Source organism: Kosakonia sp. Marseille-Q7440 (assembly GCF_965119485.1).
The window spans coordinates 1,639,709-1,663,234 of record NZ_CBCPLT010000001.1 but is presented as its reverse complement, the minus strand read 5'-3'; the positions used below and the strand labels follow the sequence as shown (position 1 = coordinate 1,663,234).

General features: G+C 53.3%; 24 protein-coding genes and 7 pseudogenes. 19 read left to right on the top strand and 12 right to left on the bottom strand.

Translation table 11 applies throughout. The features are described from left to right. Nucleotides 1–6 precede the first annotated feature (6 nt). Both ACWPW2_RS07605 and ACWPW2_RS07600 read left to right on the top strand, forming a co-directional pair. Nucleotides 7–258, top strand: coding sequence for a hypothetical protein (locus ACWPW2_RS07605; RefSeq protein ID WP_454122184.1), 252 nt, complete (start codon nt 7–9; stop codon nt 256–258). Then, entirely contained in the window at nt 230–574 is a 345-nt protein-coding gene (locus ACWPW2_RS07600; protein WP_454122182.1) for a low molecular weight protein tyrosine phosphatase family protein, read from the top strand. Before ACWPW2_RS07605 ends, ACWPW2_RS07600 begins: the two co-directional genes overlap by 29 nt. A 119-nt stretch (nt 575–693) precedes the next feature. Here the strand turns inward: ACWPW2_RS07600 and ACWPW2_RS07595 are convergent. Together ACWPW2_RS07595 and ACWPW2_RS07590 are read right to left on the bottom strand one after the other, a co-directional pair. Continuing rightward, nucleotides 694–846 (bottom strand): annotated as a pseudogene (locus tag ACWPW2_RS07595) (LysR family transcriptional regulator); the annotation flags it as partial. Between the two features lie 755 nt (nt 847–1,601). Continuing rightward, complete coding sequence (locus tag ACWPW2_RS07590) at nt 1,602–2,435, bottom strand: hypothetical protein (protein WP_454122180.1); 834 nt, start codon at nt 2,433–2,435, stop codon at nt 1,602–1,604. A gap of 66 nt (nt 2,436–2,501) precedes the next feature. On the opposite strand from ACWPW2_RS07590, the gene ACWPW2_RS07585 reads away from it, so the two are divergent. Next, nucleotides 2,502–2,816 carry a hypothetical protein gene (locus tag ACWPW2_RS07585; RefSeq protein WP_454123670.1) on the top strand — a complete coding sequence of 105 codons (315 nt, stop codon included), beginning with the start codon at nt 2,502–2,504 and terminating at the stop codon, nt 2,814–2,816. On the opposite strand, the pseudogene ACWPW2_RS07580 reads toward ACWPW2_RS07585, so the two are convergent. Then, nucleotides 2,748–2,976: pseudogene (locus ACWPW2_RS07580) on the bottom strand (terminase small subunit); the annotation flags it as partial. The gene ACWPW2_RS07585 and the pseudogene ACWPW2_RS07580 overlap by 69 nt on opposite strands. A 21-nt stretch (nt 2,977–2,997) precedes the next feature. Between ACWPW2_RS07580 and ACWPW2_RS07575 the strand changes: the two are divergent. Then, nucleotides 2,998–3,444, top strand: coding sequence for a hypothetical protein (locus tag ACWPW2_RS07575; protein ID WP_454122178.1), 447 nt, complete (start codon nt 2,998–3,000; stop codon nt 3,442–3,444). Between the two features lie 205 nt (nt 3,445–3,649). Here ACWPW2_RS07575 and ACWPW2_RS07570 read toward each other — a convergent pair whose 3' ends face one another. From ACWPW2_RS07570 to ACWPW2_RS07545, 6 genes and pseudogenes are all read right to left on the bottom strand, one after another. Beyond that, nucleotides 3,650–3,811, bottom strand: coding sequence for a hypothetical protein (locus ACWPW2_RS07570; RefSeq protein ID WP_454122176.1), 162 nt, complete (start codon nt 3,809–3,811; stop codon nt 3,650–3,652). A gap of 117 nt (nt 3,812–3,928) precedes the next feature. After that, nucleotides 3,929–3,994 (bottom strand): annotated as a pseudogene (locus ACWPW2_RS07565) (hypothetical protein); the annotation flags it as partial. A gap of 363 nt (nt 3,995–4,357) precedes the next feature. Beyond that, nucleotides 4,358–4,561 (bottom strand): hypothetical protein, encoded by a 204-nt coding sequence (locus ACWPW2_RS07560; protein ID WP_454122174.1) that lies wholly within the window; start codon nt 4,559–4,561, stop codon nt 4,358–4,360. A gap of 184 nt (nt 4,562–4,745) precedes the next feature. After that, nucleotides 4,746–5,141, bottom strand: a pseudogene (locus ACWPW2_RS07555) (lysis protein); the annotation flags it as partial. Nucleotides 5,142–5,206: 65 nt separating this feature from the next. Then, nucleotides 5,207–5,466 (bottom strand): annotated as a pseudogene (locus ACWPW2_RS07550) (lysozyme); the annotation flags it as partial. Nucleotides 5,467–5,470: 4 nt separating this feature from the next. Further along, nucleotides 5,471–5,680: pseudogene (locus ACWPW2_RS07545) on the bottom strand (putative holin); the annotation flags it as partial. A gap of 180 nt (nt 5,681–5,860) precedes the next feature. Here ACWPW2_RS07545 and ACWPW2_RS07540 point away from each other — a divergent pair. From ACWPW2_RS07540 to ACWPW2_RS07530, 3 genes and pseudogenes are all read left to right on the top strand, one after another. Continuing rightward, nucleotides 5,861–6,688, top strand: coding sequence for an RNase A-like domain-containing protein (locus tag ACWPW2_RS07540; protein ID WP_454122172.1), 828 nt, complete (start codon nt 5,861–5,863; stop codon nt 6,686–6,688). 3 nt (nt 6,689–6,691) lie between these two features. Further along, a complete protein-coding gene (locus ACWPW2_RS07535) occupies nt 6,692–6,979 on the top strand; it encodes a contact-dependent growth inhibition system immunity protein (RefSeq protein ID WP_454122170.1) in 288 nt (95 codons plus the stop codon). Nucleotides 6,980–7,343: 364 nt separating this feature from the next. Continuing rightward, nucleotides 7,344–7,508: pseudogene (locus tag ACWPW2_RS07530) on the top strand (integrase); the annotation flags it as partial. A gap of 121 nt (nt 7,509–7,629) precedes the next feature. Here ACWPW2_RS07530 and icd read toward each other — a convergent pair. Then, complete coding sequence (gene icd / locus ACWPW2_RS07525) at nt 7,630–8,880, bottom strand: NADP-dependent isocitrate dehydrogenase (RefSeq protein ID WP_023481567.1); 1,251 nt, start codon at nt 8,878–8,880, stop codon at nt 7,630–7,632. Nucleotides 8,881–9,068: 188 nt separating this feature from the next. On the opposite strand from icd, the gene rluE reads away from it, so the two are divergent. The 8 genes from rluE to ACWPW2_RS07485 all read left to right on the top strand — a co-directional run bounded on the left by rluE (nt 9,069) and on the right by ACWPW2_RS07485 (nt 16,896). Continuing rightward, a complete protein-coding gene (gene rluE, locus ACWPW2_RS07520) occupies nt 9,069–9,716 on the top strand; it encodes a 23S rRNA pseudouridine(2457) synthase RluE (RefSeq protein WP_139567072.1) in 648 nt (215 codons plus the stop codon). A 17-nt stretch (nt 9,717–9,733) separates the two neighbouring features. Next, on the top strand, nt 9,734–10,192 hold the full coding sequence (locus ACWPW2_RS07515; protein ID WP_454122167.1) for an NUDIX hydrolase: 459 nt from the start codon (nt 9,734–9,736) through the stop codon (nt 10,190–10,192). Nucleotides 10,193–10,247: 55 nt separating this feature from the next. Beyond that, on the top strand, nt 10,248–11,354 hold the full coding sequence (gene mnmA, locus ACWPW2_RS07510) for a tRNA 2-thiouridine(34) synthase MnmA (RefSeq protein ID WP_042717548.1): 1,107 nt from the start codon (nt 10,248–10,250) through the stop codon (nt 11,352–11,354). 74 nt (nt 11,355–11,428) lie between these two features. Next, nucleotides 11,429–12,058, top strand: a complete 630-nt coding sequence (gene hflD, locus ACWPW2_RS07505; protein WP_023481656.1) for a high frequency lysogenization protein HflD — start codon at nt 11,429–11,431, stop codon at nt 12,056–12,058. Nucleotides 12,059–12,077: 19 nt separating this feature from the next. Then, nucleotides 12,078–13,448: an adenylosuccinate lyase gene (gene purB, locus ACWPW2_RS07500; protein ID WP_187802156.1), complete on the top strand. Its 1,371-nt coding sequence runs from the start codon at nt 12,078–12,080 to the stop codon at nt 13,446–13,448. Between the two features lie 135 nt (nt 13,449–13,583). Next, nucleotides 13,584–14,258 (top strand): two-component system response regulator PhoP, encoded by a 675-nt coding sequence (gene phoP / locus ACWPW2_RS07495; protein ID WP_023481368.1) that lies wholly within the window; start codon nt 13,584–13,586, stop codon nt 14,256–14,258. Then, nucleotides 14,255–15,715, top strand: a complete 1,461-nt coding sequence (phoQ, locus tag ACWPW2_RS07490) for a two-component system sensor histidine kinase PhoQ (RefSeq protein WP_023481557.1) — start codon at nt 14,255–14,257, stop codon at nt 15,713–15,715. Before phoP ends, phoQ begins: the two co-directional genes overlap by 4 nt. A 59-nt stretch (nt 15,716–15,774) precedes the next feature. Further along, nucleotides 15,775–16,896 (top strand): ribosomal protein uL16 3-hydroxylase, encoded by a 1,122-nt coding sequence (locus ACWPW2_RS07485; protein ID WP_023481605.1) that lies wholly within the window; start codon nt 15,775–15,777, stop codon nt 16,894–16,896. 285 nt (nt 16,897–17,181) lie between these two features. Here the strand turns inward: ACWPW2_RS07485 and ACWPW2_RS07480 are convergent, their stop codons facing one another. Together ACWPW2_RS07480 and pepT are read right to left on the bottom strand one after the other, a co-directional pair. After that, nucleotides 17,182–17,673 (bottom strand): REP-associated tyrosine transposase, encoded by a 492-nt coding sequence (locus tag ACWPW2_RS07480; protein ID WP_454122163.1) that lies wholly within the window; start codon nt 17,671–17,673, stop codon nt 17,182–17,184. 414 nt (nt 17,674–18,087) lie between these two features. After that, nucleotides 18,088–19,326 (bottom strand): peptidase T, encoded by a 1,239-nt coding sequence (gene pepT / locus ACWPW2_RS07475; protein ID WP_454122161.1) that lies wholly within the window; start codon nt 19,324–19,326, stop codon nt 18,088–18,090. 284 nt (nt 19,327–19,610) lie between these two features. Between pepT and potA the strand changes: the two genes are divergently transcribed. The 4 genes from potA to potD are packed head-to-tail and all read left to right on the top strand — an operon-like array spanning nt 19,611 to nt 23,407. Next, on the top strand, nt 19,611–20,735 hold the full coding sequence (potA, locus tag ACWPW2_RS07470) for a spermidine/putrescine ABC transporter ATP-binding protein PotA (RefSeq protein ID WP_454122159.1): 1,125 nt from the start codon (nt 19,611–19,613) through the stop codon (nt 20,733–20,735). Beyond that, nucleotides 20,719–21,576, top strand: a complete 858-nt coding sequence (gene potB, locus ACWPW2_RS07465; protein WP_429217308.1) for a spermidine/putrescine ABC transporter permease PotB — start codon at nt 20,719–20,721, stop codon at nt 21,574–21,576. Before potA ends, potB begins: the two co-directional genes overlap by 17 nt. Next, nucleotides 21,573–22,361: a spermidine/putrescine ABC transporter permease PotC gene (potC, locus tag ACWPW2_RS07460; protein ID WP_023481287.1), complete on the top strand. Its 789-nt coding sequence runs from the start codon at nt 21,573–21,575 to the stop codon at nt 22,359–22,361. The genes potB and potC overlap by 4 nt, the downstream gene beginning before the upstream one ends. Further along, nucleotides 22,361–23,407, top strand: coding sequence for a spermidine/putrescine ABC transporter substrate-binding protein PotD (gene potD / locus ACWPW2_RS07455; protein ID WP_124968616.1), 1,047 nt, complete (start codon nt 22,361–22,363; stop codon nt 23,405–23,407). The genes potC and potD overlap by 1 nt, the downstream gene beginning before the upstream one ends. Nucleotides 23,408–23,526: the final 119 nt, after the last annotated feature.

Below are 23,526 nucleotides of genomic sequence, written 5' to 3'. Positions count from 1 at the left end.
GAAGCAATGGAAACAACACGTAACCGAGGCTGGCGCAAAGCGCAGAAACAACGTAACCGATCTCGCGATGCTCATACGGCCTCATTAACTTTTCGTGGCGAAAAAAACTGGAAGATGCTCTACACGCGGTCAGATAAATTACTGCGTGCGGCACAACTGGGATTTGAGTATCCGCGTATCACTAACCAGCAACTTGCTATGCAAGGCCTGGAAGAGTACCAACGCGTTGATGAAAGTACTTTTTATATGCAGCCGTAATCAATGGCGAAGCCCTACGGCGGAACAGGTGTTCCGCCGTCATCCATCTCTTAATGTGCGCTCTGCGGGCACAAGCCGAAATGCAAAAAAGAGAGTCTCTTACGAATTGCTTCAATGGGCCGATGTCATTTGTGTTATGGAACAAAAGCATAAAAACCGTTTAGTGGCTGAATATGGTCGGGTCATCGCATTTAAACCTCTGCATGTCCTTGATATCCCCGATGATTATCTCTTTATGGATCCCCAGCTGATCGCAATATTTGAAGATATCGTACCGCCAACGCTGGGGCTCACCGATCAGGAAACGAATAGCTAATAAGCATTGCTTTCGTTCACCGATTTATTTCACATACCTTTTATTGTCCTTATCCGTTTTGGGTGCCAGGCGGATCTTCTGCCTCTTTACCTTTTGATTCGATCGGCTGGAAAGCGATGTTAGTCCGACGTATTAATCTTCCCGTGAGTTTCATTCTGGAAAAGCTCGTCGACCCAGTCAGCAAATGCGCGTATGGCAGGAGAAAGAAAGCGCTGATGAGGATAAAGCAGGCTGACCGCGACTGACGGCGGCTGCCAGTCAGTAAGAATCTGTTGATGTTCAAGGCAAGATCGCTGTCCTCATACATCTCGCGGCCGTAAATCGGGCCGAAGCCGCTGACACGCTCAATCGCTCTGCTGTGGTAATAGAACATCACGCCGCGCAGGCCAGTGTAGTATGCATGCTTATCTTCCCAATAAAGCTCAGCTATATCGCGTAGCCTACCCGACCCAACTAGCTTAAGAAAATGATTAGCCAGATGTGGCCCAGGTGATTCGATGTAAGGCAACCACTAGCTGTCAGCAATGGCAAGGCATCATCTTCACATAGAAATAGATGCTTACTCCATTAGCGCGGTAAGGCTGACATCCTTCGATGCCACCATTCCAAGTAAAAAATAATGCCGGATAAACTTTACGCCTTCGGGCACTACTGCTGGTGACGGTGACCGCCATCAACGACAACCACCAGCGCGCCGGCAAGCAAATGTCGGAGGTGATACTCCAGCGCCTGGCTGATTACGCCTGCGCGATTATGCGTGGAAATGGCTATACCGATCCGGCTACGGGTCGTGTTGCTGACAGGCGCGTAGGGGCACCATTGATAGTGACCTGCATAAATCTTATTTTGATGTGAGCCTGTCACATGGGACAGTCGCCCGAGAAAGCGGCTTTCCCTTGGCTCATGACTGAAATACTCTCGATTCTTGAGTACGCGCTGCGTTATACAAAAGGCTCTGGTGTTCCAGAGCCTGATCGAAAATTTAAGAGCATGTATATTTTGAGTATTATAAAAAAAATAAAAAATCCTATTGAGCAATATCCACAAACTCCATCTCTTTAAGCATTACTTTTATTACCTCTAATCCAAAAGGTGATAATCGTTCTACACTCATGCATATCGGGTTGTTGAAAGGATTGAAAAACAACCTTGTTGCTCCCCCACCTAATTTCACTAGATTCTTATTAAGCAATGTTTCAATTAAGTGCTCTTCCGTACTGTAAATTTGTGGCCCAACTTTACTAATCAAACGCTTAAGAGTATTGATAACGAGGGAAAAGTTCTCATTATCTTTTTCATAAAACTCAATGAATTTTTTAAAACCATCATCAGATTTAGCTCTAAGCCTGTAATGATTTATTCCAAACTCTTTGCCATTACAAGGCGCCTTGACTATGACTTCCTCTAAAAGACTCAAGAGCCCCGCTGAAAAAACCACGTTACTCTCTGTAAATTGCAGGCTATATGCTGAACTTGAGCTTTCAGGCAGATAAACATACCGCAGGTCATCTGGTAAACCAGACTCGTGTAACTCATTACAACGTAGACCACAATATATTTTTTCTTCTAAGGATTCTTCTGAATTAGAAATAGGAATCAATTTACCTTCATAATATGCATTTTCATGAACACCAAACCCAAGAACCTCACGAAGCCTTACCCCAAGAAATCGGGTATAACGCTCTCTGTTCCCCATCTCTTTTTTTGGATTTAAAATTGATTTTATTCTGTCGGGATATACTTTTTTAGCAGAACCATCTATAGCCACAAGTAGCAAAGCTAAGGCTGCCTCATACTTTCCATGCGAAATATTGAATCTAGCATCATCTACACGCTTCCGAATATCACCTTCTCGTGCCATAGTGCCCTCCTCATTTAGACCTAAGAGAAGTTAGCACTAACGCTTTACAAAAAGTATACAAGCAGCATGGGTATAGAGAAAATCTTGATCTGGATACCGTTATCAAACCCACCAGCAGGTAAGCTTTGTATTGGTCCACAATCAGACGCGCAACTGCAGCGCATTACCACATACAAGCTTCCAGCATTTTTAACTGGCGATAGCCAGGCAGCGCGCAGCTTCCTGTGCTTCGACAGAGTGATTCGCCGTCTCAGAAAGTTCAGCGCTTACTTTTTCCCGCTCGGTATCGAGAAGGTTGCAGAAATGGCAGCTGATTTCTTCAAAGCGATTCAGAAAATATATCGCATTTATGCCAATCAGATCGTTGCGCTGCGCTTTTAGCTCGTAGATTCTGGTCTGAATGCTAAGTTTCGCTAAGTTTTCAGCGCCCTGTTCGTTCGCGGTCTTTTCGCTGTCCACCTCCCCGAATAGTCGCTTGCGTAGAGTTTAAATCGATGAGGTACTCGCGACAGAACATTTCTTGTTTGTCGGTGAGTGCCATTATTAACTCCAAGGATTGAGTATGTCTGAAGTAATTAAGCGCACTTCCAAGAACGCCGGTGATGCAGGTGAATACTTCGTAGCTTATATGCTGTCGCGCTTGGGCATAAGCGCAGCACTTACCACAAGTGGCTCAAGCGCCGTGGATATAATTGCCACAATTAACGGTTCAAAGAGCATCAGCATTCAGGTTAAAGGCTCTTGGGCAAGAAGTCAGCCACGTCAATGGATGGTCGGCAAACACATGCCTGCTGCCTCTCCAGATTTCTTTTACGTGTTTTGCAATATGTCTGAGGACATAACCACAAGAAATGCTCCTGAAGTTTTCATCGTTCCCAGCGAAGTAGTCGTGAGTAATTCCACCTGGCATCACAGTGCCCCACTCTTCAAAATCGCAAAAGGTGAAGACGAGAAGTATCTGGAACGCTGGGACTTTATTCAGTCTGCTCTGGCACGTACTCCATCTTAAGCACGTCTTCCGGCGGAAGGTATACCCAAGCGCCATCTTCCTTTGCCACACCAATGAAGCTGTTGACGATTTCAGGTTGTGGTCTGTTCAGCAGGCCAACATGAGTTTCACCTGAATTGTTTTTACTGTGATGCGGTAGGTGTCGGTCATATTGGCTCCAATAAAAAAACCGCCCGAAGGCGGTTTATAGAATCATGATGAAAATTTATCTTTCGCTGGCTTTTAAAACATCATCAAGCGCCGCTTCATCATTATCTTCTTCATTTTCATAGCCATAGATATCATTCAGATCATCCATTTCATCTTCATGATCATCATCATTTTCGTCGAAATCTTGTTCGTCGAAATATTCATTATCACCAAACATTAGTCACCTGCTAGCTATGATGGTTAAGAAACCAGAAAGAGCACCTTCAATCTAACAAATGTTGTGAAAAAACACACCCATCAATGTGCCTCATTGAGTTAATTAGTTTAACCACGGCTAACGCACATATGCTTGCAGGCCTGTCAGTTGCCTAATTACCCTTTCTGCTCGCTTTCTGAGGGTGAAGTAATCCCGTTGAAAGGCGTCTGTAAGTGCGGGCTGGAGGCATCGTCCATGCCGTCGGCGCGAAGTAAATCCAGTATCCGTTTAGTATGCCGGTGCGACAAAGCTATTAACCTGTTATGGCTGACGGCGCGTCATCTTACCGGAGTACTTTTCGCCGTCCTGAGTAGTGATCGTGATTTCGTAGATGTCGGACATCGATAGCCTCATTCCCTATCAAGGGGGAATAACTTTTGATTATCGGCTAATTACTTTTTTACTACTGCGGTGAATTTTCCCATGAGTAAGTAATAAAAAAGCCACCTGCTGAAAGTGGCTTTTTCCTGCAACTAATTTTTTTTAAATATAAGTTTTTTTTTGGAATTACCTTCCAATCGTTTTCTGAATAGCATCAGCCAACTGCGGGAGCTTTTTTATAGCCTCTTCTAAATCGTAAGCAACATTTTTCGCATTTGTCGGGGCTGATAGCGCAGCCTTTATGATATCAAGGGCAGCCTTTGTAGCCACTAAACGTTGGTGCTCCGCGTCAGAAATTCGTGCGTCAGAAGATTTAAAGTAATTGTCCATCTTTAGCCATCCATTAAGTAATCGGATGATCAGATTACCCTTGAGACTTATCCAGATAAAGCATTATCGAAGCCCCTCATTGCAGGCTTCTGTAATGCGCTACTTCGCATTTTCTTCGACCTGCTTATCCCTCTCTTCGCGAAATTTGGTTGGATTATCCAAATTTTGAACTGCCATGATTACCTCACTTTAGACATCGTGTGTTGATGTAGTCCTGCAGGTAGCCGACCTGCTTGGTCATTGTTTCGATTCGCTCTCTGAAGATGAAATAATTTCGATTAGCGGCGTCATTAAGTCGTGGGCCGGTACCATCATCCATGCTCGTGGTGCCGGTCGCTCCGCGCGCTGGACATCTGGCGTTGAGCTGCAACCGACGCTTGCCAGTAGCAACATCGCGCTCAAACTTATCGATAGTGGCTTTAGCATCTGTCAGTTCTCTCGTGTATTTGGCATCAAGCGCAGCGACATCGTGCTGCCGGGTCTGCATGCCGCCAATTGTGTCTTTCGCCAACTTCAGGCTGTGGGTGGCTTTATCGCGCTGGTCTTTGAAGGTGATGGCGTTATTGCGGTAATGGTTGATCGTCTAGGTGATGGACAGAACGCCTGCGAGTAAAAGCAAAGCCGCGGCGGCTTTCCAACTGGAGATCATTTTTTGCTGTCCGAGAGGAACAGTGCCCGTTCTGCCTCACGACGCCGCGTAAGGCCAGGCAGTACTTTGCCACCAGACTTATTCCAGCGCGGGAACTCATCAGCAGCACCGGCGAGTCACCATCGTTAAGCTTTTTCAGCAGCGTGGGAGTCGACAGCGCGCGGGCGCCGAGCTTGTAGGCGAAAGAAACCAGCGCATCAAACTGGCCCTGCGTCAGCTTCACCTTCACCAGTTTCAATACGTCGCTTTCGTGGCCCCCAGCCCGGACCGTACACACCTGCAAAGTCCGAGACAACGAAATATGCCGTTCGCCGCGGCAAAGTCAGATCGGCGGCAGTTGCCACGTAGAACGCCGCGCCGGCGAAAGCGCCAAAAACGACACTGTAATCAGTACCAGTCAGAAGCCCATAAAGACTGGCACCAGTTAAGGCGCAGGACGCCGCAGCAGACCCGGATACAGATTCGGACATTAAGCCCCCTCGTTTGCTGTGAGTCCTCTCGAAATGAGGGGAAAGGAAAATCCACGCATAAAAGCGAAACTGAGATTGTTGGCATAAAAAAAGAATAAAAAGGCTTTGTTCGGATCATCCTTTTTGCGAAGCGTAGAGACTTTTTCTATTATCGATCTCGAAGAACTCTGGAGAAAAAATATGAGTGATGGATTACAGATTGTTATGTCACCAGTTCAAATGGCAGCGGTCCTGTCGGATAAAACCGTAACTGAAGCCGAAACCATGCAAAACCGCCTTCTCGGCGGTCTCGGCGTGGTTATGGGGACATTAGAGCTGGTTGGTGCGACAGTCCTTTGCGTCACACCTGAACCTACCACGCTGACCAAGGCAGCCTGTGTTGTTGTTGGCGCTCATAGCATGGATTCACTGCAGGCAGCCATCGACCAGACAATTACAGGGCGTGATACCCGCACAGCGGCTTACCAGCTGGCTGTGCAGACAGCCCGTCAGTTTGGCGCGGATGAGGATACCGCATTAAACATCGGTTTGACTGTTGATATTGCAGTGCCGGTAGCCTTCGGCTTGTCGCTTGGCGCTTCCCGGGTTGCCTACGTTCGCGCAGGCAATTTCAGGCTGGCAGAGCATGAAGCTGTAAAAGGTATTAAGGCTGGTGGTCATACAATGGCGAAACATATCGCTGTTCCTGAAGAAGAGTTGCTGGCTCGCCTTGCCAGAACCCCTCAAATGCAGTCCACATCGTCTTTTTTTAAGCTGGAGCAGGCTGAAAAAGTTATCAGTTCTGCACTTAAAGCCAACCGGTTGAAAATTCTGCACTGGGCAAATCTGTCCCGAAGCGCAGAAAATACGCTGGATATTACATATAAATCAGGCTCAGCAGTTGGTTACGGTTTCCGCCAAGGGAGTCAGGCCAAAGAAACTCTTTATGTAGTACGAATTGTTCTTCTCAAAAAAATGTATAACAACAAGCCTTATTACGTTTTAACTGCCTATCCATTCATGGGATAAATAATGGACAAAAATTACGAAACACTAAGAAAGCTTCTGGTGATTTTTTTCGGTCCGGATTATCAAATATTTGGCGAAAACATCGACGAAATTATGACTTCTTATGTTGAGATGGAAAACGAATTAGCTATTCGCAATCTCAAACAACAGGCTTCTCAGGCAATTGCCATACAAAGTGATGAGGAGTTAAACCGCACTATGACTGCGCTTGCAGAGAGTCAATTTTCACCAGCCCCATGGGGTGAAACATGGCGTTCCTTTTTACAAAAAATTCTGCTCCATATTTCATGACAGGAAGAACTTTTTCAGCAAAAGGTTGTAGCCTTAACTGAATAAGTTGTGAACTGACTAACTGGAAAACCAGACATCCGGAAAGTGACTAACGCCAAATAAAAACCCGCTACTATGAGCGGGTTCTGAGCAGGATATACAATACCCATCGTTAGAAAAACCCCACCCATTTTTTTTGAATTTAGCAAGCATCTTGTCGCTAAAATCTTTAAGCAGGATCCTAACGTGTGATTTCTCGCAGCATATTTCGGCGAGTGCCATGGTGTCAGTGCGCAACGCTCTGCAAAGCGGGATCACAAACAAGTCGTGCGCCTGCGCGCCCATTCCACCCTACCCGTGTCCTGTCAGGTAGTGAGGGTCGTTAGCCCCTACTTTCCATGAGCAGCGTTCTTTATCGGAACGGCTATACAGAGACCAGGCTATAGATACGCAAAAACTCCTTGGGTATAAGACGCAGAAAATGACGGACAGATATAATGATGACCGAGGGAAAGACTGGGTGGTAGTGAGCGCAAAAACAGGGTCGTGAAGAGGGAGTTTTGGGGAAGGTTTTGGGGAAGGTTTTGGGGAAGGTTTTGGGGAAGAACTCCACCGCCCAATAAAAAACGGGAACCATTCGGTTCCCGTTCTCATACAACCCGCAGCGCGGATTACATATTCGCGATAATCGCGTCGCCAAACTCTGAACATTTCAGCAGCTTAGCGCCATCCATCAGACGTTCGAAATCGTAGGTCACGGTTTTGGCAGCAATCGCGCCTTCCATACCTTTAACGATCAGGTCTGCGGCTTCGAACCACTCCATATGACGCAGCATCATTTCTGCGGACAGAATGATGGAGCCCGGGTTCACTTTATCCTGGCCTGCGTATTTCGGCGCGGTGCCGTGGGTCGCTTCGAACAGTGCGCACTCGTCACCGATGTTCGCGCCAGGTGCGATACCGATACCGCCAACCTGCGCCGCCAGGGCGTCGGAGATGTAGTCGCCGTTCAGGTTCATACAGGCGATAACGTCATACTCTGCCGGACGCAGCAGGATCTGCTGCAGGAACGCATCGGCGATCACATCTTTAATGATGATCTCTTTGCCGGTTTTCGGGTTCTTGATTTTCTGCCACGGGCCGCCGTCGATCAGCTCACCGCCAAACTCTTGCTGAGCCAGCTGGTAACCCCAATCTTTGAACGCGCCTTCGGTGAACTTCATGATGTTGCCTTTGTGCACCAGCGTCACGGAGTCACGGTCGTTGGTGATGGCATATTCGATCGCTGCGCGAACCAGGCGTTTGGTGCCCTCTTCGGAGCACGGCTTGATGCCGATACCGCAATGTTCCGGGAAGCGAATTTTCTTCACGCCCATCTCTTCGCGCAGGAATTTGATCACTTTTTCCGCGTCGGCAGAGTCAGCTTTCCACTCGATGCCAGCGTAGATATCTTCGGAGTTCTCACGGAAGATGACCATGTCGGTCAGCTCAGGCTGTTTCACCGGGCTCGGGGTGCCCTGGTAGTAGCGCACCGGGCGCAGGCAGACATAGAGATCCAGCTCCTGGCGCAGGGCAACGTTCAGAGAACGGATACCGCCGCCAACCGGGGTGGTCAGAGGGCCTTTAATCGCTACGCGGTAATCACGAATCAGATCAAGTGTTTCAGGCGGCAGCCAGACATCCTGGCCATAAACCTGGGTCGATTTCTCGCCCGTGTAAATCTCCATCCAGGAAATTTTACGCTCACCTTTGTAGGCTTTTTCCACAGCGGCATCGACCACTTTCAGCATTGCCGGGGTCACGTCAACGCCGATACCGTCGCCTTCAATAAACGGGATAATCGGGTTAACAGGAACGTTGAGCTTGCCATTTTGCAGGGTGATCTTACTACCTTCCGCCGGAACAACTACTTTGCTTTCCATTCACCTCTCCTTCGAGCGCTTCTGGTTGTTTTGCTCGCTGACTTCATGCCGGGGCGCTCAGACTGCGTCCGCTCACCTGTTACGTGAATCACACAGAGCAAACCGTTTTTTTGTTAATGAATTGTAATGAGCCCGTCAATACTAACCGATAGTTCGACGCCATGAAAGGCAATCATGATTCCGCTATAATGCGGCAATTGATAACCTGTGAAAATACCATGAAGAAAACTTCTTATAGAAATCACAAGCTTGAGCGATTCAGCTCACGACAACCCGCCCGAACGGCTGAAAAAAGCGCGCCAACGCGCGTGATTTTGTTTAATAAACCCTACGATGTTTTACCCCAGTTCACCGACGAAGCCGGGCGCAGCACCTTGAAAGAGTATATCGACGTTCCCGGCGTCTATGCCGCAGGCCGTCTCGATCGCGACAGCGAAGGGTTACTGGTGTTAACAAACGACGGCGCGCTGCAAGCGCGGTTGACCCAGCCGGGTAAACGCACCGGGAAAATCTACTATGTGCAGGTCGAAGGTGAACCCACGGAAGAGGCGCTTGCACAGTTACGCACTGGTGTGACGCTCAACGATGGCCCTACCCTGCCCGCTGAAGTTGAGCGCGTCGAGGAGCCCGCCTGGCTGTGGCCGCGCAACCCGCCGATTCGCGAGCGCAAATCGATCCCGGCCAGTTGGCTTAAAATCACCCTTTATGAAGGCCGCAATCGCCAGGTGCGGCGAATGACTGCCCACGTTGGCTTTCCCACTTTGCGCCTCATCCGCTACGCTATGGGAAACTACACGCTGGAAAACCTCGCCAATGGCGAATGGCGTGACGCTTAACTGCCAGGGAGAAATCGATGTTTAAACCCCATGTCACCGTAGCCTGTGTGGTTCATGCGCAGGGAAAGTTCCTCGTTGTCGAAGAGACGATCCGCGACAAAGTGTTGTGGAACCAGCCTGCCGGTCATCTTGAAGCGGACGAAACATTAGTGCAGGCCGCAAAGCGCGAGTTATGGGAAGAGACCGGCATCGACGCCGCGCCGCAGCACTTTATCCGCATGCATCAGTGGATAGCCCCCGACAGCACGCCTTTTTTGCGCTTCCTGTTTGCCATCGAGCTTAACGAAATGTGCGCCACTGAGCCGCACGACAGCGACATCGACCGCTGTTTGTGGGTCACGGCTGAAGAGATCCTCACCGCGTCAAACCTGCGCTCGCCGCTGGTTGCCGAGAGTATTCGCAGCTACCAGAGCGGCCAGCGTCTGCCGCTGGCGACAATCGGAGAATTTAACTGGCCGTTTACAGGGGATGCCTGAGCGAGCAGTGCGTGCTAGAATACGCCGCCCTGAAGTTCTTCGTTGTGAGTATTCTATGTCTGATAGCCCAAAAAAAGTGATCGTCGGCATGTCCGGCGGTGTCGACTCTTCCGTTTCCGCCTACTTGTTGCAGCAACAAGGTTACAAGGTGGAAGGCCTGTTCATGAAGAACTGGGAAGAGGATGACGGCGAGGAATACTGCACCGCGGCGGCGGATCTGGCCGACGCGCAGGCCGTCTGCGACAAGCTCGGCATTGAGCTTCACACCGTCAATTTTGCCGCAGAGTACTGGGACAACGTCTTTGAGCACTTCCTTGCGGAGTACAAAGCCGGGCGCACGCCGAACCCCGATATTCTCTGCAACAAAGAGATCAAATTTAAAGCCTTCCTTGAGTTCGCCGCCGAAGATCTTGGCGCGGATTATATTGCCACCGGCCACTATGTGCGCCGCGCCGATGTCGACGGCAAAAGCCGCCTGCTGCGCGGTCTCGACGGCAACAAGGATCAGAGCTACTTCCTCTATACGCTGGGCCATGAACAGATCGCCCAGAGCCTCTTCCCGGTCGGCGAGCTGGAAAAGCCGCAGGTGCGTAAAATCGCCGAAGAGCTGGGCCTTGCCACCGCGAAAAAGAAAGACTCAACCGGTATCTGCTTTATCGGCGAGCGCAAATTCCGCGAGTTCCTCGGCCGCTATCTGCCCGCACAGCCGGGCAAAATCGTCACCGTTGATGGCGAAGCGATCGGCGAACACCAGGGCCTGATGTACCACACATTAGGCCAGCGCAAAGGCTTAGGCATCGGCGGCACCAAAGAGGGCAGCGAAGATCCGTGGTATGTGGTCGACAAAGATGTCGAAAACAATATCCTTATCGTCGCCCAGGGCCACGATCACCCGCGCCTGATGTCGGTCGGGCTGATTGCCCAGCAGCTGCACTGGGTCGATCGCGAGCCGGTCAACGGCACGCTGCGCTGTACGGTGAAAACCCGCTACCGCCAGCAGGATATTCCCTGCACCGTCACGGCGCTGGACGACGATCGCATTGAAGTGCGTTTCGACGAGCCGGTGGCTGCCGTCACGCCTGGTCAATCCGCCGTCTTCTATCTGGATGACGTCTGCCTTGGCGGCGGCATTATCGAGCAGCGCCTGCCGCTGCCGGTTTAACTCTGTTTTAGCGATATCGGACTGGCTAACGCCCGCGCAGATGCAGTCAGACGCGGGCACAAAAAGGAGTAAGTGTGGCGAAGAACTATTACGACATTACCCTGGCGCTGGCAGGCATCTGTCAGTCAGCACGTCTGGTGCAGGAGCTTGCGCACCAGGGCCACTGTGACGCCGACGCGCTGCACGTTTCCCTTAATAGCGTTATCGATATGAACCCGGACTCCACCCTCGGCGTGTTTGGCGGCAGCGAAGCCAACCTGCGCATTGGCCTGGAGTCGCTGCTTGGCGTGCTCAACGGCAGCAACCGCCAGGGGCTGAACGGGGAAGTGACCCGCTACACCCTGAGCATGATGGTGCTCGAGCGCAAGCTGGCGGCAAAAAAAGCGGCGATGGAGACGCTCGGCAACCGCATTGGCGGCCTGCAGCGCCAGCTTGAACACTTCGATCTGCAATCCGACACCCTGCTGAGTGCGATGGCCGCCATCTATGTCGACGTCATCAGCCCGCTCGGGCCACGCATTCAGGTCACCGGCTCCCCTGCCATTTTGCAAAGCGCGCAGGTGCAGGCCAAAGTGCGCGCCACCCTGCTGGCTGGCATCCGCGCCGCCGTGCTGTGGCACCAAGTGGGCGGCGGTCGGCTACAGTTAATGTTTTCCCGTAATCGCCTGTCGACACAGGCCAAACACATTCTCGCTCATTGTTAACCTCCCGGAGTTGTGACTTATGGAATTATCCTCACTGACCGCCGTTTCCCCTGTCGATGGACGCTACGGCGATAAAGTCAGCGCGCTGCGCGGGATCTTCAGCGAATTCGGTTTGCTGAAGTTTCGCGTTCAGGTTGAAGTACGCTGGCTGCAAAAACTGGCGGCACACGCGGCGATCAAGGAAGTTCCTGCTTTTGCCGACCACGCAAACGGTTTCCTCGATAAAATTGTGACGGACTTCTCGGTTGAAGATGCGCAGCGCATCAAAACCATTGAGCGCACCACTAACCACGACGTGAAAGCGGTGGAGTACTTTCTGAAAGAGAAAGTGGCCGAGGTTCCGGAACTGCACGCGGTCTCTGAGTTTATCCACTTCGCCTGCACCTCCGAAGATATCAACAACCTCTCCCACGCCCTGATGCTGAAAAGCGCTCGTGATGAGGTGATCCTGCCCTACTGGCGTCAGCTGATTGACGCGGTGAAAGCGCTGGCCGTTGAATACCGTGATATTCCGCTGCTGTCGCGCACCCACGGTCAACCGGCCACCCCGTCGACCATCGGTAAAGAGATGGCGAACGTCGCTTACCGTATGGAGCGCCAGTACCGCCAGCTCAATCAGGTGGAAATTCTCGGCAAAATCAACGGCGCGGTCGGTAACTATAACGCCCACATCGCCGCCTATCCGGAAGTGGACTGGCACCAGTTCAGCGAAGAGTTTGTCACCTCATTAGGCATTGAGTGGAACCCCTACACCACGCAGATTGAGCCCCATGACTACATCGCCGAGCTGTTTGACTGCATGGCGCGCTTCAACACCATCCTCATCGACTTCGACCGCGACGTCTGGGGTTATATCGCCCTGAACCACTTTAAGCAGAAGACCATCGCCGGGGAGATTGGCTCCTCGACCATGCCGCATAAAGTGAACCCGATTGACTTTGAAAACTCCGAAGGCAACCTCGGCCTGTCCAATGCCGTGCTGCAACACCTGGCGAGCAAACTGCCGGTCTCGCGCTGGCAGCGCGATCTGACCGACTCGACGGTGCTGCGTAATCTCGGCGTCGGCGTCGGTTATGCGCTGATCGCTTACCAGTCGACTCTGAAAGGCGTCAGCAAACTGGAAGTGAACCGCGACCGTCTGTTGGATGAGCTGGATCACAACTGGGAAGTGCTGGCCGAGCCGATCCAGACGGTGATGCGCCGTTACGGCATTGAGAAGCCGTACGAAAAACTGAAAGAGCTGACCCGCGGTAAGCGCGTTGACGCCGAAGGCATGAAGCAGTTTATCGACAGCCTGGCGCTGCCGGAGGACGAGAAAGTGCGCCTGAAAGCGATGACGCCGGCCAACTATATTGGTCGCGCTATCACCATGGTTGATGAGTTGAAATAAGCCCCGCCCGCTCTGCCCGCCCTCTTTCGCCGGAAAGAGGGCATCTTCCTGTTACGGTTGAGTAAATGTTTATCCCTCTTGTAACAAAATCAGCGTTAAACTATTCACTCCAAAAATAGAGGGAGAGGTCTGACGATGCGCGTACTGGTTGTGGAAGATAATGCTCTGCTGCGCCACCACTTAAAAGTGCAGTTGCAGGAGCTGGGACATCAGGTCGACGCCGCTGAAGATGCAAAGGAAGCGGATTACTTTCTGAACGAACACCTGCCGGATATCGCGATTGTCGATCTCGGCCTGCCGGATGAAGATGGCCTGTCGCTGATCCGCCGCTGGCGCAGCCATGAGGTCTCGCTGCCGGTGCTGGTGCTTACCGCGCGTGAAGGGTGGCAGGATAAGGTCGAAGTGCTGAGCGCGGGTGCCGATGATTACGTCACCAAACCGTTCCATATTGAAGAAGTGGTGGCGCGTATTCAGGCGCTGATGCGCCGTAACAGCGGCCTCGCCTCACAGCTGATTTCCATGCCGCCTTTCCAGGTCGACCTCTCACGCCGCGAACTCTCGGTTAACGAAGAAGTGGTGAAACTCACCGCCTTTGAATACACCATTATGGAGACGCTGATCCGCAACAGCGGCAAAGTGGTGAGCAAAGATTCGCTGATGCTGCAACTCTACCCCGATGCCGAACTGCGCGAGAGCCACACCATCGACGTGCTGATGGGTCGCCTGCGCAAAAAGATTCAGGCCCAGTATCCCGATGAGGTGATCACCACCGTGCGCGGTCAGGGCTACCTTTTCGAACTGCCAAAATGAAACGCCTGTTGCGGCACCTCTTCCCGCTCTCGCTGCGGGTGCGCTTTTTACTCGCCACCGCCGCGGTGGTGATGGTGCTGTCGCTGGCCTATGGCGTGGTCGCGCTGGTCGGCTACAGCGTCAGCTTCGATAAAACCACCTTCCGGTTGCTGCGCGGCGAGAGCAACCTCTTCTATACGCTGGCGCAGTGGAAAGAGAACAAGCTGGAGATCGACCTGCCGGAAAACCTCGATCTGCAAAGCCCGACCATGACCTTTATCTACGACAAAAACGGCAAGCTGATCTGGTCCCAGCGGAATGTGCCGTGGTTGCAAAAGCGTATTGAGCCGGAGTGGCTGAAGAGCGATGGTTTTCACGAAATTGAAGCGGATATTGACTCCACCAGCACGCTGATCAACGACGATCACGCCGCGTCGGAGCAACTCAAAGCGATCCGCGAAGATGACAGCGACTCCGAAATGACCCACTCGGTGGCGGTAAACCTCTACCCTGCCACCGCGCGTATGCCGCAGTTGACCATCGTGGTGGTCGATACCATCCCGATCGAGCTTAAACGCTCCTATATGGTGTGGAACTGGTTTATCTATGTGCTCTCGGCCAACCTGCTGCTGGTGATCCCGCTGCTATGGCTGGCGGCCTGGTGGAGCCTGCGGCCGATTGAGGATCTGGCGCGCGAGGTGCGCGAACTGGAGGAGCACCACCGTGAACAGCTTAACCCGGAAACCACACGCGAGTTGACAAGCCTGGTGCAGAACCTCAACCGCTTGCTGAAAAGCGAGCGCGAGCGCTATGACAAATATCGCACCACCTTGACCGACCTCACCCACAGCCTGAAAACCCCGCTGGCGGTGCTGCAAAGCACGTTGCGCTCGCTGCGCAGTGACAAAATGAGCGTCAGCGAGGCTGAACCGGTGATGCTTGAGCAGATCAGCCGCATCTCACAACAGATTGGTTACTACCTGCACCGCGCCACCATGCGTGGCAGCAGCATGCTAAGCCGCGAGCTGCATCCGGTCGCCGCGCTGCTCGATAACCTCACTTCCGCGCTGAATAAGGTCTATCAGCGTAAAGGGGTCAATATCACGCTCGATATCTCGCCGGAGGTTGGGTTTGTCGGCGAGCAGAATGACTTTATGGAAGTGATGGGCAACGTGCTGGATAACGCCTGCAAATATTGCCTGGAGTTTGTTGAGGTCTCTGTTAACCAGAGCGATGACATGCTGCACATTGTTGTCGAGGATGATGGCCCCGGCATTCCGCTGGCGAAACGCGAACTGGTGTTCGATCGCGGTCAGCGCGCCGACACGCTGCGTCCGGGCCAGGGCGTTGGGCTTTCGGTGGCGCGGGAGATCGTCGAGCAATATGGCGGGCAGATCCTCACCGGCGACAGCCTGCTCGGCGGCGCGCGTATGGAGGTGATTTTTGGTCGTCAGCAAACGGGAATAACGGGCGACTGAACCCCCTTAACCCAGCTATAATCGATTATTCAGCCCATGATTAATTGCCGGAAATATATATGGAATATCACGTAGAGATAAACTGGCCAGATTTTATTCAACGCTACTGGCAGAAACGTCCGGTGGTGTTGAAACGCGGAATCAAGGATTTCGTCGACCCGATTAGCCCGGACGAACTGGCGGGGCTGGCGATGGAGAATGAAGTCGACAGCCGCCTGGTCAGCCATCTTGATGGTAAATGGCAGGTAAGCCACGGCCCGTTTGAGAGTTACGATCACATGGGCGAAAACAACTGGTCGCTGCTGGTGCAGGCGGTGAACCACTGGCATCAGCCTGCCGCGGCGCTGATGAGCCCCTTCCGCGTACTGCCGGACTGGCGCACCGACGATCTGATGATCTCCTTCTCGGTGCCGGGCGGCGGCGTTGGCCCGCATCTCGATCAGTATGATGTGTTTATTATTCAGGGTACCGGCCGCCGCCGCTGGCGCGTCGGGGATAAAGTGCCGCTGAAGCAGCACTGCCCGCACCCGGATCTGCTGCAGGTCGATCCTTTCGAAGCGATCATCGATGAAGAGATGGAGCCGGGCGATATTCTCTATATTCCGCCAGGATTCCCGCACGAGGGTTATTCGCTGGAGAACTCCCTCAACTACTCGGTCGGTTTCCGCGCACCGAGCGGGCGCGAGCTAATTAGCGGCTTTGCCGATTACGTGCTGCAACGCGAACTGGGCAGCCAGCGCTACAGCGATCCGGACGTGCCGGAGCGCGATCACCCGGCGGATATCCTGCCGCAGGAGCTGGATAAGCTGCGCGAGATGATGCTCGGGCTGATTAATCAGCCGGCACAGTTTAACGAGTGGCTCGGCGAGTTTATCTCCCAGTCGCGTCACGAGCTGGATGTTGCGCCGCCAGAGCCGCCCTATCAGCCGGATGAGATCTACGATGCGCTGAAACAGGGCGACAAGCTGGCCCGTCTCGGCGGCCTGCGCGTGCTGCGCATCGGCGACGATGTGTACGCCAACGGCGAGAAGATCAACTCCCCGCACCGCCCGGCGCTCGAAGCGCTGGCTCGCCATAGCGTTATCTCCGGCGAGATGTTTGGCGATGCGCTGGACGATCCCTCCTTCCTCGCGATGCTTGCCGCACTGGTAAACAGCGGGTACTGGTTCTTCGAGGATTAATATCCTGTGGCGTCATCCGGCATCATGCCTGATGGCGCTGCGCTTATCAGGCCTACAACCCCCTCCAACCCGTAGGCCGGATAAGGCGTACGCCGCCATCCGGCAATAACCGACAAACCATCCCAACCCGTAGGCCGGATAAGGCGGTACGCCGCCATCCGGCAATGCGACAAACCATCCCAACCGTAGGCCGGATAAGGCGCTTGCGCCGCCATCCGGCAATGACCGACAAACCATCCTAAACCGTAGGCCGGATAAGGCGGTACGCCGCCATCCGGCAATGCATTACCGCCTTTCCCCGGCCTCCATATCGGCTATCTCCCCTGCCCAATCCTTCGGATACACTCCGGCGCGGACATCGCGATGAAAGGTGGAAAAGGGCCACTGCGCGGTGCATTTCACCAACCCATGTTTAACCGGGTTGATATACACATAATCCATATGATGCCGGTAATCCCGCTCATCGCGGATGGTGTGCTCCCAAAAGCGCGGCTGCCAGATCTCTTTCTGCCTGAGCGACTTGCTAAAGGCTTTTTTAAGCTCGCGCCAGCGCCCGGAAAAATCATCATCGTTTTCGGGTAACGTCCAGATGCAGTGCATATGCTCCGGGAGGATAACCCAGGCATTGATATGAAAAGGCTGACGGCGTTTCACCCTGAGGGTTGCATGACGCAGAGTATCAATATGGCGGGTAAGAAGATCGCTGCGCCTGTCGCGCAGGTTGACGGTGAAAAACCACGTGCCACCAGGCACATAATGACGACGATAGTCAGACATCTGGAAACTCCTTTTCCATTCGTAATCCCTGTTGCCTGATGGCGCTACGCTTATCAGGCCTACAAAACCAAAAAACATGCCATCCGGCAATGTGCACCGCGCCCGACATACTGCCTGATGGCGCTACGCTTATCAGGCCTACAAAACCAAAAAAACATGCCATCCGGCAATGCGCACCGTTCCTGAAAACTGCCTGATGGCGCTGCGCTTATCAGGCCTACAAAACCCAAAAAAACATGCGAACCCGTAGGCCGAATAAGGCGCTTGCGCCGCCATCCGGCAATGAGCTCCGTGCCCGACATACTGCCTGATGGCGCTGCGCTTATCAGGCCTACAAAACCCACAAAAACATGCAAACCCGTAGGCCGGATAAGGCGGTACGCCGCCATCCGGCAATGCCTACCGCTCCAGGAATCACCCCTGCGGTGCCTCCCTTTCGGCGGTTAACTCCGCGATGCGCACAATCACCTGCACCGCTTTCTCCATGCCGTTCAGGGTGGCGAACTCGTGTTTGCCATGATAGTTGTAGCCGCCGGTAAAGATATTCGGGCAGGGCAGCCCCATAAAGGAGAGCTGTGCGCCGTCGGTGCCGCCGCGGATCGGTTTCATCTGCGGCTCAATATCGCAATCGCGCATCGCCTGCTGGGCAATGTCGATAATGTGCGGGAACTCCGCCACTTTCTCGCGCATATTGTAATAACTATCTTCAATCACCAGTTCGATATAGCAATCCGGGTGCAGCCCTTTGCCCACCTCTTTGGCGATCTCCATCATCTTGCGTTTGCGGGCTTCAAACGATGAGCGCTCAAAATCGCGGATGATATAGTGCATCTCGGCGCGATCCACCGTGCCTTTAATGCTGGTGAGATGGTAAAAGCCCTCATACCCTTCGGTCTGCTCCGGGCTCTCCTCTTCCGGTATGCGCGCATGAATTTTGCTGGCGAGCGTCATGGCATTGACCATCACCCCTTTTGCGGTGCCGGGGTGAACGTTATTACCGACGATTTTTACCGTCACCGACGCGGCGTTGAAGTTCTCAAACTCCAGCTCGCCAATACCACTGCCATCCATGGTGAAGGCCCACTTCGCGCCAAAGGCCTCAACATCGAAATATTTCGCCCCTTTGCCCACCTCTTCATCGGGCGTGAACGCCACGCAGATATCGCCGTGGGGAATGTTTTTTGTCTTCAGCACCGCCAGCGCGGTCATGATCTCCGCCACGCCCGCTTTATCATCCGCGCCGAGCAGGGTTTTGCCGTCGGTGGTGATCAGCGTATGGCCGAGCAGCTGATGCAGCACCGGGAACATCACCGGTGAGAGGATCTCATCGCCGACACCCAGCGCAATATCGCCGCCACGGTAGTTTTCAAGGATCTGTGGGTTAACGTTTTTGCCGCTGAAGTCGGGCGAGGTATCGACGTGTGAGATAAAACCAATCGCCGGAACCGGCTTGTCGACGTTGGATGGCAGTTTCGCCATCAGCGTGCCCTTATCGCTTAAGGTCACATTGACCAGCCCCATCTCTTTAAGCTGGTCTTGCAGTAAATGCAGGAGCTTCCATTGACTATCCGTACTTGGCACCTGCCGCACGCCGGGCTTCGATTGCGTATCCAGCGTTACGTACTGCAAAAAGCGCTCTAATAACTTATCCATAAAGCCCCCTAACAAAATGTCACAACATTATCAGTAAGCGTGAAAAGACAAATATTGCGTCAGGTCACTTTTACCCGGCAAACGATAATATTTTAAAGGTCGTCGTATTAAACGTAGTTGAGAAAGTGACTGATTGAGCGGCGAAAAGCCATCAACGATTGGCGATTTAACCGCTTTGCCGTAGAATGCCTGGCCTTAAATCGTGCACAACCCTGAAGGTGGTTAATCACAAACCCCGCATCTGATACGCCCTTCGATGCGCAAACACGGGACAGAGTCAAAAATTGAATACACAATCGCGTTCGCGTTCGCGTTCGCCGCTGGTTGAGCTGGCCGGTCTGCGCAAAAGCTTTGATGGCAAAACGGTAATCTCCGATTTCAACCTCACCATTAATAACGGCGAATTTCTTACGCTGCTCGGCCCTTCCGGCTGCGGTAAAACCACGGTTCTGCGCCTGATTGCCGGGCTTGAGAGTGTCGATGTTGGCCATATCCAGTTAGATAACCAGGATATTACCGACGTTCCGGCGGAACATCGCCACGTGAACACCGTTTTTCAAAGTTACGCCCTCTTCCCGCACATGACCGTATTTGAAAACGTGGCGTTTGGCCTGCGGATGCAAAAGACGCCAGCGGCCGAGATTACCCCGCGCGTCACCGAAGCGCTGCGCATGGTGCAGCTTGACGAGTTCGCCCAGCGTAAACCGCACCAGCTCTCCGGCGGCCAGCAGCAGCGCGTCGCCATCGCCCGCGCGGTGGTGAATAAACCGCGTTTACTGCTGCTGGATGAGTCCCTCTCCGCGCTCGATTACAAGCTGCGCAAGCAGATGCAGAACGAACTGAAAGCCCTGCAACGTAAACTCGGCATCACCTTCGTCTTTGTGACCCACGATCAGGAAGAAGCGCTGACGATGTCCGATCGCATCGTGGTGATGCGTAACGGGCGCATCGAGCAGGACGGCACGCCGCGCGAGATCTACGAAGAGCCGAAAAACCTCTTTGTTGCCAGCTTTATCGGCGAAATCAACATTTTCAACGCCACGGTGATTGAGCGTCTCGACGAGAGCCGCGTGCGCGCCAACGTTGAAGGCCGCGAGTGCAATATTTACGTCAACTTCCCGGTAGAGAGTGGTCAGCAGCTCAATGTGCTGCTGCGCCCGGAAGATCTGCGCGTCGAAGAGATCAACGATATCGCCGAGGTCGAAGGGCTGATTGGCTACGTGCGCGAGCGCAACTATAAAGGCATGACGCTGGAGTCGATGGTTGAGCTGGAAAACGGCAAGATGGTGATGGTCAGCGAGTTCTTCAACGAAGACGATCCCGACTTTGACCACTCGCTGGATCAGAAAATGGCCATCAACTGGGTCGAAAGCTGGGAGGTCGTGCTGGCTGATGAAGAGCACAAGTAAATTCCAGAAAGCGGTGATCGCCACCATCGTCGGCTGGCTGGTGCTGTTTGTCTTCCTGCCGAACCTGATGATCATCGCCACCAGCTTTTTGACCCGCGACGACGCCAACTTCGTCAAGCTGGTCTTCACGCTGGATAACTACGCGCGGCTGCTCGATCCGCTCTACTTCGATGTGCTGCTGCACTCGCTGAATATGGCGCTGATTGCCACCTTCGCCTGCCTGCTGCTCGGCTACCCGTTTGCCTGGTTTCTGGCAAAGCTTCCGGCGACCGTGCGCCCGCTGCTGCTCTTTTTGCTGATCGTCCCCTTCTGGACCAACTCGCTGATCCGCATCTACGGGCTGAAGATCTTCCTCAGCACCAAAGGCTATCTCAACGAATTCCTGCTCTGGCTGGGGGTGATCGACACGCCAATCCGCATCATGTTTACGCCGGGCGCGGTGATTATTGGCCTGGTCTATATCCTGCTGCCGTTTATGGTGATGCCGCTCTACTCCAGCATTGAGAAGCTCGACAAACCGCTGCTGGAAGCGGCAAAAGATCTCGGTGCCAGCAAGCTGCAAACCTTTCTGCGCATTATTATTCCGCTGACCATGCCGGGGATTATCGCCGGCTGCCTGCTGGTGATGCTGCCAGCCATGGGGCTGTTCTATGTCTCGGACTTAATGGGCGGGGCGAAAAACCTGCTGATCGGCAACGTCATCAAGAGCCAGTTCCTCAATATCCGCGACTGGCCGTTCGGCTCCGCGACCAGTATCACCCTGACGCTGGTAATGGGGCTGATGCTGCTGGTCTACTGGCGCGCCGCGCGTCTGCTTAACAAAAAGGTGGAGCTGGAATGATCGGTCGTCTCTTCAGAGGCGGTTTCATGGCCGCCATTTACGCTTACCTCTATATTCCGATCATCATTCTGATCGTGAATTCGTTTAACAGTTCGCGTTTCGGCATCAACTGGCAGGGCTTTTCGACAAAGTGGTACGGCCTGCTGATGAATAACGACAGCCTGTTGCAGGCGGCGCAGCACTCGCTGACCATGGCGGTGTTATCCGCCACCTTCGCGACGCTTATCGGCGCGCTGACGGCGGTGGCGCTTTACCGCTACCGCTTTCGCGGCAAGCCGTTTGTCAGCGGCATGCTGTTTGTGGTGATGATGTCGCCGGATATCGTAATGGCCATCTCTCTGCTGGTGCTGTTTATGCTGCTCGGCGTGCAGCTCGGCTTTATGTCGCTGCTCTTTTCGCACATCACTTTCTGCCTGCCCTTTGTGGTAGTGACGGTCTTCTCGCGCCTGAAAGGGTTTGATGTGCGGATGCTGGAAGCGGCGAAAGATCTCGGTGCCAGCGAGTTCACCATTCTGCGCAAAATTATCCTGCCGCTGGCGATGCCTGCCGTGGCGGCGGGCTGGCTGCTCAGCTTTACCCTGTCGATGGATGACGTCGTGGTCTCTTCGTTTGTTACCGGGCCGGGGTATGAGATTCTGCCGCTGAAAATTTATTCGATGGTCAAAGTGGGCGTCTCGCCGGAAGTGAACGCGCTGGCCACGATTCTGTTAGTGCTGTCGCTGGTGCTGGTGATCGCCAGCCAGCTGATTGCTCGCGATACGACGAAAGCTAAGAGGACATCTTAATGAAAAAATGGTCACGCCACCTGCTCGCCGCAGGCGCGCTCGCCTTCGGTATCAGCGCCGCGCACGCGGATGATAACAAAACGATCTACTTCTATAACTGGACCGAGTATGTGCCGCCAGGCCTGCTGGAGCAGTTCACCAAAGAGACCGGCATCAAAGTGATCTACTCGACCTACGAGTCGAATGAGACGATGTACGCCAAGCTGAAAACCTATAAAGAGGGGGCCTACGATCTGGTGGTGCCTTCCACCTACTTTGTCGACAAAATGCGCAAAGAGGGGATGATTCAGAAGATCGATAAGTCGAAGCTGACCAACTTCCACAACCTCGATCCACAGATGCTCAACAAGCCCTTTGACCCGAGCAATGACTACTCGATTCCCTACATCTGGGGCGCAACGGCAATTGGCATCAATAGCGACGCAATCGATCCGAAAAGCGTCACCAGTTGGGCCGATCTGTGGAAACCGGAGTATAAAAGCAGCCTGCTGCTGACGGATGATGCGCGCGAAGTGTTCCAGATGGCGCTGCGCAAGCTCGGCTACTCCGGTAACACCACCGATCCGAAAGAGATTGAAGCGGCCTATAAAGAGCTGCAAAAACTGATGCCGAACGTCGCCGCCTTTAACTCCGATAACCCGGCTAACCCCTATATGGAGGGGGAAGTAAATCTCGGGATGGTGTGGAATGGCTCGGCGTTCGTTGCGCGCGAAGCGGGCACGCCGCTGGAGGTGGTGTGGCCTAAAGAGGGCGGTATCTTCTGGATGGACAGCCTTGCTATTCCGGCGAACGCGAAAAACGTCGACGGCGCGCTGAAGCTGATTAACTTCCTGCTGCGCCCGGAGATCGCCAAACAGGTGGCGGAAACCATCGGCTACCCGACGCCGAACCTTGCCGCGCGTAAGTTGCTCAAGCCGGAAGTGGCTAACGACAAATCCCTCTACCCGGATGCGGAAACCATCAGCAAGGGCGAGTGGCAGAATGACGTTGGCAGCGCCAGCGCCCTGTATGAAGAGTATTATCAGAAGCTAAAAGCCGGTCGCTAAGATCGCAGATCGCCAGCCGGTGCGGCACTTTTCACACCGGCTGGCGATAAAAAACCCGCCGCTGTCGTTGTGTATCCGCGCGACTGCACTAGAGTCAATGGATGTCCGGTTAATAAGGG

Bases quoted from the DNA above. Each gene is read 5' to 3' on its own strand.
- ACWPW2_RS07480 (WP_454122163.1), bottom strand. From the start codon at position 17,673: ATGTCTGACTATCGTCGTCATTATGTGCCTGGTGGCACGTGGTTTTTC.
- ACWPW2_RS07585 (WP_454123670.1), top strand. From the start codon at position 2,502: ATGGGTATAGAGAAAATCTTGATCTGGATACCGTTATCAAACCCACCA.
- phoQ (WP_023481557.1), top strand. From the start codon at position 14,255: ATGAAACGCCTGTTGCGGCACCTCTTCCCGCTCTCGCTGCGGGTGCGC.
- ACWPW2_RS07485 (WP_023481605.1), top strand. From the start codon at position 15,775: ATGGAATATCACGTAGAGATAAACTGGCCAGATTTTATTCAACGCTAC.
- ACWPW2_RS07570 (WP_454122176.1), bottom strand. From the start codon at position 3,811: ATGTTTGGTGATAATGAATATTTCGACGAACAAGATTTCGACGAAAAT.
- ACWPW2_RS07535 (WP_454122170.1), top strand. From the start codon at position 6,692: ATGGACAAAAATTACGAAACACTAAGAAAGCTTCTGGTGATTTTTTTC.
- ACWPW2_RS07560 (WP_454122174.1), bottom strand. From the start codon at position 4,561: ATGGACAATTACTTTAAATCTTCTGACGCACGAATTTCTGACGCGGAG.
- ACWPW2_RS07575 (WP_454122178.1), top strand. From the start codon at position 2,998: ATGTCTGAAGTAATTAAGCGCACTTCCAAGAACGCCGGTGATGCAGGT.
- icd (WP_023481567.1), bottom strand. From the start codon at position 8,880: ATGGAAAGCAAAGTAGTTGTTCCGGCGGAAGGTAGTAAGATCACCCTG.
- potD (WP_124968616.1), top strand. From the start codon at position 22,361: ATGAAAAAATGGTCACGCCACCTGCTCGCCGCAGGCGCGCTCGCCTTC.
- ACWPW2_RS07515 (WP_454122167.1), top strand. From the start codon at position 9,734: ATGTTTAAACCCCATGTCACCGTAGCCTGTGTGGTTCATGCGCAGGGA.
- potB (WP_429217308.1), top strand. From the start codon at position 20,719: ATGAAGAGCACAAGTAAATTCCAGAAAGCGGTGATCGCCACCATCGTC.
- purB (WP_187802156.1), top strand. From the start codon at position 12,078: ATGGAATTATCCTCACTGACCGCCGTTTCCCCTGTCGATGGACGCTAC.
- rluE (WP_139567072.1), top strand. From the start codon at position 9,069: ATGCGGCAATTGATAACCTGTGAAAATACCATGAAGAAAACTTCTTAT.
- ACWPW2_RS07605 (WP_454122184.1), top strand. From the start codon at position 7: ATGGAAACAACACGTAACCGAGGCTGGCGCAAAGCGCAGAAACAACGT.
- phoP (WP_023481368.1), top strand. From the start codon at position 13,584: ATGCGCGTACTGGTTGTGGAAGATAATGCTCTGCTGCGCCACCACTTA.
- ACWPW2_RS07540 (WP_454122172.1), top strand. From the start codon at position 5,861: ATGAGTGATGGATTACAGATTGTTATGTCACCAGTTCAAATGGCAGCG.
- ACWPW2_RS07600 (WP_454122182.1), top strand. From the start codon at position 230: ATGAAAGTACTTTTTATATGCAGCCGTAATCAATGGCGAAGCCCTACG.
- mnmA (WP_042717548.1), top strand. From the start codon at position 10,248: ATGTCTGATAGCCCAAAAAAAGTGATCGTCGGCATGTCCGGCGGTGTC.
- pepT (WP_454122161.1), bottom strand. From the start codon at position 19,326: ATGGATAAGTTATTAGAGCGCTTTTTGCAGTACGTAACGCTGGATACG.
- potC (WP_023481287.1), top strand. From the start codon at position 21,573: ATGATCGGTCGTCTCTTCAGAGGCGGTTTCATGGCCGCCATTTACGCT.
- ACWPW2_RS07590 (WP_454122180.1), bottom strand. From the start codon at position 2,435: ATGGCACGAGAAGGTGATATTCGGAAGCGTGTAGATGATGCTAGATTC.